Below are 13,489 nucleotides of genomic sequence, written 5' to 3' on the forward strand. Positions count from 1 at the left end.
CCGGCATCGCCGTTTTCGGCCTCCTGATGCTGGTGCTGCTGTCGCTGTTGCGGCCGGCGCTGGCGGTCGAGGCGCAGCGCGTGCCGCTCGACGTGCCGGTGCTCGACCTGACGGATGTGGTCGAGCGCAACAAGGCCGATGGCGACGTCATCCAGATCTCGACCGCGCCCGGCGCCGACGGCATCGTCCGGCGCATCGCCGTCAGGGCGCGCGAATCCGGGGCAAGGCCCGACTGGATCGTCTTCGCGCTGACCAATGATTCCGACGAGCAGATCGACCGGCTGCTGGTCGCGCCCTTCCATCGCCTGATCGGTTCGGGCGTGGTCTGGCCCGATCTCGGCGATCGCCGCATCGAGGCGATCACCGCGAGCCAGGGCCTGCGGCCCGAGCGCGAGGAAGCGCCCGACGCCGACATCTTCCAGATCACGCTCGACCCCGGCACCACCGTCACCTTCGTGGCCGAGCTGAAATCACCGAACCTGCCGCAGCTCTATCTGTTCGAGCCGGAGGCCTATCGCCAGAAGACCAACGGGCTGACGCTCTACAAGGGCATCATCATCGGCATTGCCGGCCTGCTGGCGCTGTTCCTGACCATCATCTTCGTGGTCAAGGGCGCGGTGATCTTCCCGGCCGCGGCCGCCTTGGCCTGGGCGGTTCTGGCCTATGCCGGTCTCGATTTCGGCTTCTTCCAGCGCATCTTCCCGCTGACACCGGCGATCGAGCGCATATACCGGGCCGGCGCCGAGGTGGTGCTGGCGGCGACGCTGCTCGTCTTCCTGTTCGCCTATCTCAACCTGTCGCGCTGGCATGTGCGCTACAGCCACATCACTATCGTCTGGATCCTCGGCCTCGCCGGCCTCGTCGGCCTTGCCGTGTTCGACGCGCCGATGGCGGCCGGCATCGCCCGCATCTCGATCGCGGCCGTCGCGGCCATCGGCTTCGTGCTGATCCTGCACCTCGCCACCCATGGCTATGAGCGGGCGGTGATGCTGATCCCGACCTGGTTCCTGCTGCTGGTCTGGGTCACCGCCGCCGGCTTCACCGTGGTCGGCCAGGTGACGCGCGACCTCGTGCCGCCGGCGCTGATCGGCGGCCTCGTCCTGATCGTTCTGCTGATCGGCTTCACCGTGGTGCAGCACGCCTTCGCCGGCGGCGCACTGGCGCAGGGACTGGTCTCGGACACCGAGCGGCGGGCGCTGGCGCTCTCCGGCGCCGGCGACCTCGTCTTCGACTGGGACGTCTCCGCCGACAAGATCTTCGTTTCGCCTCAGGCCGAGACGCTGCTCGGCCTGTCGAAGGGTGCGCTCGAAGGCTCGGCCGCACGCTGGCTCGAGCACATGCATGTCGCCGATCGCGATCGCTACCGCGTCTCGCTCGACGCCGTGATCGAGCAGCGCCGCGGCAAGCTGCAGCTCGACTTTCGCCTGCGCGCCGCCAATGGCGCCTATCACTGGTTCAGCCTGAAGGCCCGACCGGTGATCGGCTCCGACGGCGAGGTCATCCGCGTCATCGGAACGCTCGCCGATGTCACCGAGCAGCGTACGGCGCAGGAGCGCATGCTGCACGACGCCGTGCACGACAACCTGACCGGCCTGCCCAATCGCGAACTGTTCCAGGACCGGCTCTCTGCCGTGTTCGGCTTCAGCCGCGCCGACGATAACATCCGCCCGACCGTGATCGTGATCGACATCGATCGCTTCAAGCAGGTCAACGAATCGGTCGGCTTCTCGGCCGGCGATTCGATCCTGCTGACACTGGCGCGCCGCCTCGGCCGGCTGCTCAGGACGCAGGACACGCTGGCGCGGATCGGCGGCGACATCTTCGCGATGATCCTGGTCTCCGAGAGCGATCCCGAGCGCGTGCTCGCCCTCGCCGAGCTGATCCGCCGCGCCGTCTCGACGCCGATCACCTTCGCCGAGCGCGAGATCGTGCTGACCCCCTCGATCGGCCTCGCGCTCTTCGACGGCACGCCGACGGCGCGCAAGGACGATGCGCTGAAGAACGCCGAGCTCGCCATGGCGCATGCCAAGAACCAGGGTGGCAACCTGGTCGAGGTCTTCGTCCCGGCGATGCGCAGCGACCGCAACGACCGGCTCGCGCTCGAAAGCGATCTGCGCCGGGCGATCGAGCGCGGCGAGATCCAGGTGATGTACCAGCCGATCGTCAGGCTGGAGGACCGGACCATCGCCGGCTTCGAGGCGCTGATGCGCTGGGACCATCCGCGCGAGGGCCGGCTGCTGCCGCAGGACTTCCTCGCCATCGCCGAGGAGAGCGGGCTGATCGTCGACCTCGGCGTCTATGTGATGGACCGCACCGCGCGCGAGCTCGCCGCCTGGCAGGCGGCGCTCGAGGTCGAGCCGCCGATCTTCGCCAGCGTCAACGTCTCCAGCCGCCAGCTGCTGCGCCACGACCTGCTGAAGGACGTCAAGGCGGTGCTGGCGCGCCGGCGGGTCCTGCCGGGCACGCTCAAGCTCGAGATCACCGAGAGCCTGGTGATGGAGAACCCGGAATATGCAGCGCAGATGCTCAGCCGCATCCGCGATCTCGGCGCCGGCCTGTCGCTCGACGATTTCGGCACCGGCTATTCCTCGCTGTCCTATCTGCAGCGCTTCCCCTTCGACACCATCAAGATCGACCAGAGCTTCGTGCGCCAGATGGGCAACGGCAAGCCGCCGGTGATCCTGCGCTCGATCGTCCAGCTCGCCGCCGATCTGCAGATGGACGTGGTCGCCGAGGGCGCCGAGACCGAATCGGATGCGATCGAGCTCTACCAGCTCGGCTGCCAGTACGCGCAGGGCTACACCTTCGGCCAGCCGATGACGGCGGCGGAGGCGCGGCGGCTGGTCGGAGCGTCGAGCTCGTCCTTCGAGGCGGCTTGAGAGCAGCGCGCCGTCAGGCGTGCCCGGCGTCCTTCGACAGAAAAGCCTGGTCGATGCCGAGCTTGCTGAGCGCGCGGGCATATTTGGTGTCGAGCGCGTCGTCGAAGAGCAGCGCCTGGTCGGCGGCGCAATGCAGCCAGCCATTCGACTGGATCTCGGATTCGAGCTGCCCCGCGCCCCAGCCGGCATAGCCGAGCGCCAGCACGGCGTTCTCCGGCCCGGTGCCGACGGCGATGGCGCGCAGGATGTCGAGCGTCGCGGTCAGGCAGATGCCGTCGTCGATCGGCAGCGTCGCCGCTTCCAGGAAGAAATCGGCACTGTGCAGGACGAAGCCGCGCTTGGTCTCGACCGGGCCGCCGCGCAGCACCTTCATCCTCTCGGCCTGGCTCGGCAGGCGGATCGCCTGATCGGACGGGATCACGTCGAGCTGGACCAGCAGTTCCGGAAAGCGCGTGTCCGAAGCCGGTTTGTTGACGATGATGCCCATCGCACCATCCTCGGAATGGGCACAGAGATAGACGACGCTGCGGGCAAAGCGGGGATCACTCATGCCCGGCATGGCGATCAGGCACTGCCCGTCCAGATAGCTGCGGCCGCTGATGCGCTGGTTCGACCCGAGATTCATGCTGCCATGCTAGAACATGTTCGACGGATGTGGGAGCCATTTTGGCTCGCAGGCGATCCGGGGTATTCGGGTGTAGACCGACGGCGATCCGGGCTACCGGCCGGGCATCGCCGCAATGCTGGCGCAAAGCGCGCGATGCTCAGCTGCATACCGCTGCCGGATCACAGCTCCGGTATCCTTCTCGCAAATCCCGGCTGGATCGCCTAAATCAGACCACGTGAAAACGGTCACGACCCTTTCCCTGTTCGCGGCGCTGGCAATCGGCGCACCGGCTTCCGCCCAGGAGGCCGCGGTTTCGCCGTGGTCGAAGGCAGCCTATTCGTCCATGCGCCTGATCGCCGGCGCGACCGCCCCGTCCGGCAAGCAGCGCATCGGCGTCGAGATCACGATGTCGCCAGGGTTCAAGACCTATTGGCGCAGCCCCGGCGATGCCGGCGTGCCGCCGGTGTTCGACTGGAGTGGCTCGGAGAATGTCGGCGGGCTCGACGTGCGCTGGCCGACACCGGAGCGCTTCGAGGACGGCGCCGGCTCCGGCATCGGCTATGTCGGCGAGGTGGTGGTGCCGGTCTCGGTCCAGCCGACCGACCCAACGCGGCCGGTGACCGTGGTGCTGAAGCTCGACTATGCCGTCTGCGACAAGATCTGCGTTCCGGCCAAGGGCGAAGCGCGGCTCTGGCTCGAGCCGGGCGTCACCTCGGTCACCTCGCCACGGCTGGAGCAGTTCGAGGCGCAGATTCCGCACGCGACCAAGCTGGGAGCGACCAGCGACCGGCTGTCGATCCTGGAGGTCACGCATAGCGACGCCGCGGTGAAGCTGCTGCTGAAGGCCCCCGAGGGCGGCTCGGTCGACGATGTCTTCGTCGAAGGCGCCGGAATGTGGTCCTTCGGCCGGCCGATAATGATGCCGCAGCCCGATGGCACCGTCGCCGCGAAGCTGAAGATCGTCGAGCGCCCCAAGGGAGCGACCGGGCCGACGCCCCTGATCATCACCGTGCGCGGAAAGCCGCAGGCGGTCGAGACGCGGCTCGAACTCGACATCGGCAACGCGAAGCCGTAACCCTGCCCTCGAAGCGGCAACTCAGCCGCGAACCGGAGACATGGCGATGGCGATCAAGGTCGGTGACAAGCTTCCCCAGGCGACGTTTCGCGTGATGACGGCCGACGGGCCGGCCGCCAAGACCACGGACGATCTGTTCAAGGGCCGCAAGATCGTGCTCTTCGCCGTGCCGGGCGCCTTCACCCCGACCTGCCACAAGAACCACCTGCCCGGCTATGTGAACAAGGCGGCCGAGATCAAGGCCAAGGGCGTCGAGGAGATCTTCGTTACCGGCGTCAACGACGTCTTCGTCATGGACGCCTGGTCGAAGGCGACCGGCGGCGTCGGCGTGATCACCTTCCTCTCCGACGGCAATGCCGACTTCGCCAAGGAGATCGGCCTGTCGATGGACGGCTCGGGCTTCGGTCTCGGCACCCGCTCGCAGCGCTATTCGATGGTCGTCGAGGACGGCGTCGTCACCGCGCTCAACATCGAGGACGCGCCGGGCAAGGCGGATGTCTCCGGCGCCGAGGCGTTGCTGAACCAGCTCTGAGCCCAGCCTCGGTTTCACATCTTCAAGCCCGCGCCATCTCGGCGCGGGCTTTCGCTTTCCAGCACGAAATCCGATCGATCCGATCTGCGCTTGTCATGAGACAGCACTGACGAGCGCCGCTAGCCTCCCGACAAAATCGAGGAGACGCTACGCCATGTCAGAGATCAGCATCCGCCCGCTCACGGCCAGCGATCGCGCCGCCTGGGAGCCGCTCTGGCAGGGCTATCTCACATTCTACAAGGCCTCGCTGACGCCGGAGACGACGGACACGACCTTCGCGCGGCTGACCGGCGGCCAGGAGCCGATGGGCGGCTTCATCGCCGAGCGCGACGGCAAGGCGCTCGGCATCGTCAACTATGTGCTGCACCGCACGACCTGGAGCCCGAAGGAGATCTGCTATCTGCAGGATCTCTTCACCAGCGAGGAGGCGCGCGGCCACGGCGTCGGCCGCAAGCTGATCGAAGCCGTCCGGCAGATGGCCGAGAAGCAAGGTCTCTTCCGCGTCTACTGGCAGACGCATGAGAGCAACCTGCAGGCGCAGGAGCTCTACGACAAGGTCGCGCAGAAGTCCGGCTTCATCGTCTACCGCCAGCCGCTCGGCTGAGCGGCGGTTCGCCCGGCTCTTGGCCAGGACCGACCGTCGCGTCTGCCTCGGAACTCGCAGCAAATCTGCCACACCCGATCGACTTTGCGGGTTGTGAACGGCTGTTCATTGCCTCGCGCGCGAGGCTGCCTAGCCTGCTGACAGAATAGGGCTGGGGATTCCCGTGACGTTCGTCTTCGTTCCGATGGCTGTGCGCGTTCGGCAGCAGCCTATGTCGCGCCTGTTGGATGCCGCAGCGCTGCCGGCCTGTGCTCGCCCGGTCCGCGCCGAGCCTTTGCCGAAACACTGCAGATCGCTCAAGGCGTCGACCGCTCTCGTCGGCCTGACCCTTCTCTTTGCCAGTATCGGGCTGCTCGGCATGACAAGCGCCGTGATGGCTGAAGGCGGTACCGGCGGTGTTGGCGGCGGCCCCGGCGGCAACGACGAAGCGACTGCCCCCGGCGGCCCTGGCATTAGTGGCAGTCCCGGCGGCGGCGGCGGCGGTGGCGCCGGTCAGACCGGCGGCGACGGTGGGGCCGGCCCCGTCTCCTCAGGCGGCACGGGTGGAGCAAGCCCGGGTGCTGCAGGCAGCGATAGCGGAAGCAGTAGCTTTCCCGGGGCAGGCGCGGGCGGCGGTGGCGGCGGCGCCCACGGCTATGTCAACACCACGGCTCCATCGGTCGCCACGACCGGCGGCAAGGGGGGCAACGGTGGCGAAGGCATGTTCGGCGCCGGGGGCGGCGGGGGCGCTGGCGGCTGGGGCGCCGTCATGGCCGATACGGGCGGGCTCGGCACGCTCGCCTCTGCGGCGACGGGTGGAAACGGCGGCAATGGCGGCCACGGCGATAGCGGCGCGGGTGGTGGCGGCAGCGGCGGCCATGGCGGGGCGGTGATCGGTGATGCCACGACGAGACTAGAGACCAGCGCTGACCTTCGCGGCGGGCATGGCGGAAACGGCGGCAATATCACCGGCTTCGGCGGCGCCGGCGGCGCTGGCGGCGCCGGCGGGCATGGCCTGCTCGTGACAGGCGCCTCGACGGTCGAGCTCTATCAGAACGTCATTGGTGGCAATGGTGGCGCAGGCGGCACCAGCACGAATGGTCGCGGCGGCGCCGGCGGCGCTGGCGGTGCCGGCGTGTCTTCAAGCAACGGCGCGGTGATCATCGTCTACGACGGTGTCACCGGCGGCAATGGCGGTGCCGGTGGTTCCGGCTCCACGCCCGGCGCCAACGGCGCCGGTGGCGCGGGCATCGCCGGCAACAACGTCACCATCGTCCTGGATGGCGGCGGGATCGCGGGCGGCCTGAACGGCGACGGTAGCCGCACCTATGCCCTCTCGCTGTCTGGCGACAGCAAGCTGACCATCGCGCGAACCGGGACCGCCTCGCTGTTCGGCGGCATCCAGCTGGTGTCGGGCACGCTGACGCTCGACCAGGCTGGTGGCATCGACGTCACCATCGCCAATGCGATCAGTGGCGCTGGCGGGTTGCGCAAGACCGGCGCCGGCATGGTCACGCTGACGGATGCGAATACCTATACCGGCGGGACGACGATCTCCGGCGGCACGCTCCAGATCGGCGACGGCGGCACGAGCGGCTCCATTCTTGGTGACATCGTCAATAATGGCCAGCTCATCTTCAATCGTAGCAATTCGATCAGCTTCAATGGCGCCATCAGCGGCACGGGCGGCCTGACCAAGCAGGGTGCCGGCGCGCTGATCCTGTCCGGCACCAACACCTATTCCGGCGCGACCACGATCGAAGCCGGAGCGATTTTCATCAACGCCGCGCCGGCGCTGTCGGCAGCGTCGGACTACAGCATCGCCAGCGGCGCGAGGCTGGAGATCAGCGACGGGCTGGGCATCGTGACCGCCGGCTCGCTCGCCGGCGCGGGGACGATCCAGATCAGCACCGGCACAAAGCTGAAGGCGGGCAGCAGCAACGCCTCGACCACCTTCTCGGGCACGATCAGCGGCAATGGCTCGCTCGACAAGACCGGCACGGGCACGCTGACGCTGACGGGGACGAACACCTACACTGGCGGGACCAAGGTCTCGGGCGGCAAGCTCGTGGTGAACGGCTCGATCACCGGCGCGGTGACGCTGAGTGGCGGCACGCTGGGCGGCTCCGGCACGATCGGCGGCATCAGCGTCGCCAGCGGCGCGACGGTGGCGCCGGGCAACTCGATCGGGACGCTGAATGTTTCCGGCAATGTCGCCTTCGCCAGCGGCTCGACCTATCAGGTCGAGGTCAATGCCGCCGGGCAGAGCGACAGGATCGCGGCATCGGGCTCAGCGACGATCACTGGCGGCAGGGTCGAGGTGCTGGCGCAGAACGGCAATTACGCGGCGGCGACCAACTACACCATCCTGACCGCCTCGGGCGGCGTCACCGGCAGCTTCACCAGTGTCAGCTCGAACCTCGCCTTCCTGACGCCCTCGCTGGGCTATGGCGGCACCAGTGTGACGCTGACCATGACGCGCAACGACACCGGCTTCGGGCCGGGTGGTGGGGACACCGGCGGCGGCACCACACCGGGCGGCGGCGGCACGACCCCGGGTGGCAGCACGTCCGGCAACTACATCGCCCAGACCCGCAACCAGGGCTTCATCGCCAATGCCGCCGAGGCGCTCGGCGTCGGCAACCCGGTCTATGACGCGCTGATCTCGGCGACCGCGGCCGAGGCCAGGGCCGGCTTCGACCTGCTCTCGGGCGAGGCGCATGCCCAGGCCGTCAGCGTGATGGTCGATGAGAGCCGGCTGGTGCGCGAGAGCATCCTCAACCGCCTGCGCGGCCCGCTGCTCACTCAGCCCGGCCAGCAGGTCGCGGCCGCGTTCAGCGCCGACCTGCCCGGTCGCAAGGGCGCAGTCACGATGGCCGCGCCGGTTCCGCAGCCGCGTTACACGCTCTGGGGCGAGGCTTTCGGCAGCGCCGGCAATACCGACGCCGACGGCAATGCCGCGAGCCTGAGCCGCCGCAGCGGCGGCGCCCTGCTTGGTGCCGACGTCATGCTCTATGACGCGCCCGGTTCCTCGCTGAAGGTCGGCGTCGCCGGCGGCTACAGCCAGTCGCGCTTCGATCTCGACGCCCGCCTGTCCTCCGGCAAGCTCGAAAGCGGCCACGCCGCGCTCTATGCCGGCGCCCGCTTCGGCAGCCTGCGCTTCGATGCCGGTGCGGCCTATAGCTGGAGCGAAAGCGACATCCGCCGCCAGGTCGCGATCCGCGGCTTCGGCGACCTGCTCCGCCTGCAGCGTCCAGGTTCGGTTCTGCAGGGCTTTGCCGAGCTCGGCTATGGCTTTGCCTTCAGCGGCTTTGCGCTCGAGCCTTTCGCCCAGCTGGCGCTGCTCCGGGTCTCGACCGATGCCGGCACCGAGCAGGGCGGCGCCGCGGCCTTGCGGGTGCTCTCCAGCGACCAGACGCTCGGCTTCACCACGCTCGGCTTAAGGGCCGAGGCGCAGCTCGGGACGATGCCGCTGTTCGCCCGCGCCATGCTCGGCTGGCGCCATGGCTTCGGCGAGCTCACCCCGCAGGCGCGCACCGCCTTCGCGCTGGGCACCAACCCGGCCGTGGTCTTCGCCGCCCCGATCGACCGCAACGCGCTCACCGCCGAGGCCGGCCTCGACTGGCGCATCTCGCAAGCCACCGCCCTCGGGCTGACCTACTCCGCGGCAATCGGCGAACGCTCCCGCGATCACGCTCTCAAGGGCAGGATCGAGATGAGGTTCTGAGAGAGTCTCCCGTCATCGGGATAGCGAGGCAGGCCTTCAGGCGCTCGCTATCGAGATTGCACCGCGGCATTGGCGCCTCTGCATGAACGCCGCGGCAAGACCGTGAATCCCGCCTATATGGGATAGAACACGCCCGACGGCGCCAGCCGCTCGGGCGTTCTCCTCTCGTGGAGCAGCTCCGCTGCCCCCGGTCGTTTGCAGGCGTCACACCATGAAAAAGATCGGCTTCCTGTCCTTCGGACACTGGACTCCCTCGCCGCAATCCCAGACCCGCTCGGCTGGCGATACGCTGCTGCAGTCGATCGAGCTTGCCGTCGCCGCCGAGGAACTGGGCGCGGACGGTGCCTATTTCCGGGTGCATCATTTCGCGCGCCAGCTCGGCTCGCCCTTCCCGCTGCTGGCTGCGGTCGGCGCGAAGACGAGCCGTATCGAGATCGGCACCGCCGTCATCGACATGCGCTATGAGAACCCGCTCTATATGGCCGAGGACGCCGGCGCCGCCGACCTGATCTCCGGCGGACGGCTGCAGCTCGGCATCAGCCGCGGCTCGCCGGAGCAGGTGATCGATGGCTGGCGCCATTTCGGCTACCAGCCGGCGGAAGGGCAGAGCGATGCCGACATGGCGCGCCGACATGCCGAGGTCTTCCTCGACGTGCTGCGCGGCGAAGGCTTCGCGCAACCCAATCCGCGCCCGATGTTCCCCAACCCGCCGGGCCTGCTGCGGCTGGAGCCCTATTCCGAAGGGCTGCGCGAGCGGATCTGGTGGGGCGCCTCCTCCGACGCCACGGCTGTCTGGGCGGCGCAGCAGGGCATGAACCTGCAGAGCTCGACGCTGAAGACCGACGAGAGCGGCGAGCCCTTCCATATCCAGCAGGCCAAGCAGATCCGCGACTACAGGCAGGCCTGGAGCGAGGCCGGCCATGAGCGCGAGCCGCGCGTCTCGGTCAGCCGCAGCATCTTCGCCCTGGTCGACGACCGCGACCGCGCCTATTTCGGCCGCGGCAATCAGGGCGACGATTCGATCGGCTATATCGACGACAGCACGCGCGCGATCTTCGGGCGCAGCTACGCGGCCGAGCCCGACAAGCTGATCGAGGAGCTGAAGCGGGACGAGGCGATCGCCGAGGCCGACACGCTGCTGCTGACGGTGCCGAACCAGCTCGGCGTCGACTACAACGCCCATGTCATCGAGGCGATCCTGAAGCATGTCGCGCCGGGGCTCGGCTGGCGCTGAGGAGGCACTTAGCTATGTCACAGGAGAGAATGGGATACCGGTCTGATGATCCCGCCTCCGATCTATAGCTGACGCTGCTTTCGCGACATGATACGCGGTTGCGATACTCCGCTTCCGGGCATGGGTAGATGGCGAACGTATTTCTGCTCTTCCACACGCATGATCTCGGGGAAGGGGAGACCGACAGCAAGCTCATTGGTGTTTACGCATCGTTGGCCGACGCCCAACAGGCTCAAGCACGGACCGCAGTGCTAGAGGGCTTCCGCGACGCACCAGAAGGCTTCGTGATCGACCCCTATGAGATTGGGAAGGATCATTGGAGCGAGGGTTACGTCACAGCCATAACGGGAAGGCCTCTTCCACGTGGGGCACGAGACTGATCAGAGGCCCCAATCTCTCTCCGATCCACAGCTGCCCTTGAGATAGCAATCCGCCGCCCGCTCACCGCCCCGGCTTGAACGGCGCCATGCCGGCGCGCGCCAGCGCGTCGGCGCGCTCGTTCATCTCGTCGCCGGCATGGCCCTTGACCCATTTCCACTCGATCTTGTGCTGCTTCAGCGCGGCGTCGAGGCGCTTCCAGAGCTCCTCGTTCTTGACCGGCTTCCGGTCGGCGGTCTTCCAGCCATTCTTCTTCCAGCCATGGATCCAGCTGGTGATGCCCTGGCGCAGATACTGGCTGTCGGTGTGGAGCGCGACGGTGCAGGGCCGGGTCAGCGTCTCCAGCGCCGAAATCGCGCCCATCAGCTCCATGCGGTTGTTGGTCGTCAGCGCCTCGCCGCCGGAAAGCTCGCGCTCCTTGCCCTTATAGGACAGGATCGCGCCCCAGCCGCCGGGTCCCGGATTGCCCGAGCAGGCGCCGTCCGTCCAGACTTCAACCGGTTCGCTCATCGCCTCAGACCGTATTCGCGCGCGTCGCTGACGCGCTGGTGGAAGACGAGCTTGCGGTCGTATTCGAGCGGGTCATGCGGCTTGACCAGCGCGCCGGGCGGCACGTTGAGCCAGTCGACCAGCCGAGTCAGCAGGAAGCGCAGCGCCGAGCCGCGGCAGAGCGCCGGCAGGGCCGCGACCTCGGCTTCGCCGAGCGGACGTACGCTCTCATAGCCGGCTAGCATCGCCTGGCCCTTGGTCAGGTTGAACGAGGAATCGGCCTCGAAGCACCAGGAGTTCAGGCAGATGGCGAGGTCGTAGGCATAGGCGTCGGTGCAGGCGAAATAGAAGTCGATCAGTCCCGACAGCTTGTCGCCGATGAAGAAAACGTTGTTCGGGAAGAGATCGGCATGGATGACGCCGCCAGGCAGGTCCTTCGGCCACCCCGCCTCGTGCACGGCGATCTCGGCCGCGACGCGGCGCGCCAGCCCCGGCGAGACCTTGTCGGCATCGGCGCCGGCCTGCTCGGCGAGCGGGCGCCAGCCCGGCACCGAGAGCGCGTTGACGCGCGTCATCCCGAAGTCCGCGCCGGCCCGGTGCAGCAGAGCGAGCGCCCGCCCGACCTCGCCGCAATGGCCGGCGCCGGGGCGACGCACCGAGAGGCCATCGAGGAAGCTGACGATCGCCGCAGGGCGGCCGCAGAGCGTGCCGAGCGCCTGGCCCGACTGGTCGAGCACCGGCACCGGGCAATTCAGCCCGCGCCCGGCGAGATGCTGCATCAGCCCGATGAAGAACGGCAGGTCGGCCGGGTTCACCCGCTTCTCGTAGAGGGTGAGGATGTAGAAGCCCTGCCTGGTGTGGACGAGATAGTTCGAGTTCTCGACGCCCTCGGCGATGCCCTTGGCGGAGAGCAGGTCGCCGATGCCGTAGCCGGCCACGAAGGCGGCCATCTCGTCATCGGGCACTTCGGTATAGACGGCCACGCTGGAACTACTCGGCTGCGGTCGGGGTCGGCTCGCGCAGCTCGCGCGGCAGCGGGAAGAAGACGCTCTCATCGGCGGTCGAGACCGTCTCGACCGTCACGTCATAGCGTTCGGCGAAAGCGTCGATGATCTCCTCGACCAGCACCTCCGGCGCGCTGGCGCCGGCGGTGATGCCGAGACGGCGGATATCGCCGAAGAGCGCCCAGTCGATCTCGTCGGTGCGCAGGACCAGGCGCGAGACCGGGCAGCCGGCGCGCTCGGCGACCTCGCGCAGGCGCTGCGAGTTCGAGGAATTGGGCGAACCGACCACGATCAGCCCGTCGACCAGCGGCGCGACGCGCTTGACCGCCTCCTGGCGGTTGGTGGTGGCGTAGCAGATGTCTTCCTTGTGCGGGGCGATCAGCGCGGGAAAGCGCGCCTGCAGGGCCTGCACGATCTCGCGGGTATCGTCGACCGAGAGCGTGGTCTGCGTGACAAAAGCCAGCTCCTTGCCCTCGGGCGGCGCGAGCGTCGCGACATCCTCGAGCGTCTCGATCAAGGTGATCGCGCCGTCCGGCAACTGCCCCATCGTGCCGATCACCTCGGGGTGACCGGCATGGCCGACCAGCAGGATGTGCCGGCCGCGCTTGTGATGGACCTCGGCCTCGCGATGCACCTTGGTGACCAGCGGGCAGGTTGCGTCGATATGGAAGAGATTGCGGGCCTGCGCCTGCGCCGGCACCGATTTCGGCACGCCATGCGCCGAGAAGATTACCGGCCGGGTCGCGTCCGGCACCTCGGAGAGCTCGGCGACGAAGACCGCGCCCTTCCGCTTCAGCGACTCGACCACGTATTTGTTGTGCACGATCTCGTGGCGCACGAAGACCGGCGCGCCATGCAGGGCCAGCGCCTTCTCGACGGCGTCGATCGCCCTGACCACGCCGGCGCAGAAGCCGCGCGGGGCGCAGAGCAGAATGTCGAGCGGCGGCTTGGCGGTCACTGGGCGCTGGTTCCGAGACGATC

10 protein-coding genes are annotated in these 13,489 nt (G+C 68.2%); 6 read left to right on the forward strand and 4 right to left on the reverse strand.

All coding sequences use genetic code 11. The features are described 5' to 3' along the window. The first annotated feature begins 26 nt into the window (after positions 1-26). Positions 27-2,879: an EAL domain-containing protein gene (locus ACWIGM_RS13350; protein ID WP_454026995.1), complete on the forward strand. Its 2,853-nt coding sequence runs from the start codon at positions 27-29 to the stop codon at positions 2,877-2,879. A 13-nt stretch (positions 2,880-2,892) separates the two neighbouring features. Here the strand turns inward: ACWIGM_RS13350 and ACWIGM_RS13355 are convergent, their stop codons facing one another. Continuing rightward, positions 2,893-3,504, reverse strand: coding sequence for a YqgE/AlgH family protein (locus tag ACWIGM_RS13355; protein WP_454026405.1), 612 nt, complete (start codon positions 3,502-3,504; stop codon positions 2,893-2,895). 217 nt (positions 3,505-3,721) lie between these two features. On the opposite strand from ACWIGM_RS13355, the gene ACWIGM_RS13360 reads away from it, so the two are divergent. The 5 genes from ACWIGM_RS13360 (at position 3,722) to ACWIGM_RS13380 (ending at position 10,637) form a co-directional block, all read left to right on the forward strand. Then, positions 3,722-4,561 carry a protein-disulfide reductase DsbD domain-containing protein gene (locus ACWIGM_RS13360; protein WP_454026406.1) on the forward strand — a complete coding sequence of 280 codons (840 nt, stop codon included), beginning with the start codon at positions 3,722-3,724 and terminating at the stop codon, positions 4,559-4,561. Between the two features lie 46 nt (positions 4,562-4,607). Continuing rightward, positions 4,608-5,093, forward strand: a complete 486-nt coding sequence (locus tag ACWIGM_RS13365) for a peroxiredoxin (protein WP_454026407.1) — start codon at positions 4,608-4,610, stop codon at positions 5,091-5,093. A 154-nt stretch (positions 5,094-5,247) separates the two neighbouring features. After that, positions 5,248-5,697: a GNAT family N-acetyltransferase gene (locus ACWIGM_RS13370; protein WP_454026408.1), complete on the forward strand. Its 450-nt coding sequence runs from the start codon at positions 5,248-5,250 to the stop codon at positions 5,695-5,697. Between the two features lie 211 nt (positions 5,698-5,908). Next, complete coding sequence (locus tag ACWIGM_RS13375; RefSeq protein ID WP_454026409.1) at positions 5,909-9,403, forward strand: autotransporter family protein; 3,495 nt, start codon at positions 5,909-5,911, stop codon at positions 9,401-9,403. Between the two features lie 211 nt (positions 9,404-9,614). Further along, positions 9,615-10,637, forward strand: coding sequence for an LLM class flavin-dependent oxidoreductase (locus ACWIGM_RS13380; RefSeq protein ID WP_454026410.1), 1,023 nt, complete (start codon positions 9,615-9,617; stop codon positions 10,635-10,637). 441 nt (positions 10,638-11,078) lie between these two features. Here the strand turns inward: ACWIGM_RS13380 and rnhA are convergent, their stop codons facing one another. From rnhA to ispH, 3 genes are read right to left on the reverse strand one after another with little or no spacing between them, the layout of a single operon-like run. Next, entirely contained in the window at positions 11,079-11,525 is a 447-nt protein-coding gene (rnhA, locus tag ACWIGM_RS13385; protein ID WP_454026411.1) for a ribonuclease HI, read from the reverse strand. After that, entirely contained in the window at positions 11,522-12,487 is a 966-nt protein-coding gene (locus ACWIGM_RS13390) for a homoserine kinase (RefSeq protein WP_454026412.1), read from the reverse strand. Before ACWIGM_RS13390 ends, rnhA begins: the two co-directional genes overlap by 4 nt. Positions 12,488-12,494: 7 nt before the next feature. Beyond that, positions 12,495-13,466 (reverse strand): 4-hydroxy-3-methylbut-2-enyl diphosphate reductase, encoded by a 972-nt coding sequence (ispH, locus tag ACWIGM_RS13395; RefSeq protein WP_454026413.1) that lies wholly within the window; start codon positions 13,464-13,466, stop codon positions 12,495-12,497. Positions 13,467-13,489: the final 23 nt, after the last annotated feature.

Source organism: Allobosea sp. NPDC055332 (assembly GCF_053645455.1).

What these genes read in the sequence shown, in the direction of transcription:
- ACWIGM_RS13380 (WP_454026410.1), top strand. Translation starts at nt 9,615, where the DNA reads ATGAAAAAGATCGGCTTCCTGTCCTTCGGACACTGGACTCCCTCGCCG.
- ACWIGM_RS13365 (WP_454026407.1), top strand. Translation starts at nt 4,608, where the DNA reads ATGGCGATCAAGGTCGGTGACAAGCTTCCCCAGGCGACGTTTCGCGTG.
- rnhA (WP_454026411.1), bottom strand. Translation starts at nt 11,525, where the DNA reads ATGAGCGAACCGGTTGAAGTCTGGACGGACGGCGCCTGCTCGGGCAAT.
- ACWIGM_RS13355 (WP_454026405.1), bottom strand. Translation starts at nt 3,504, where the DNA reads ATGAATCTCGGGTCGAACCAGCGCATCAGCGGCCGCAGCTATCTGGAC.
- ACWIGM_RS13350 (WP_454026995.1), top strand. Translation starts at nt 27, where the DNA reads ATGCTGGTGCTGCTGTCGCTGTTGCGGCCGGCGCTGGCGGTCGAGGCG.
- ACWIGM_RS13375 (WP_454026409.1), top strand. Translation starts at nt 5,909, where the DNA reads ATGTCGCGCCTGTTGGATGCCGCAGCGCTGCCGGCCTGTGCTCGCCCG.
- ACWIGM_RS13370 (WP_454026408.1), top strand. Translation starts at nt 5,248, where the DNA reads ATGTCAGAGATCAGCATCCGCCCGCTCACGGCCAGCGATCGCGCCGCC.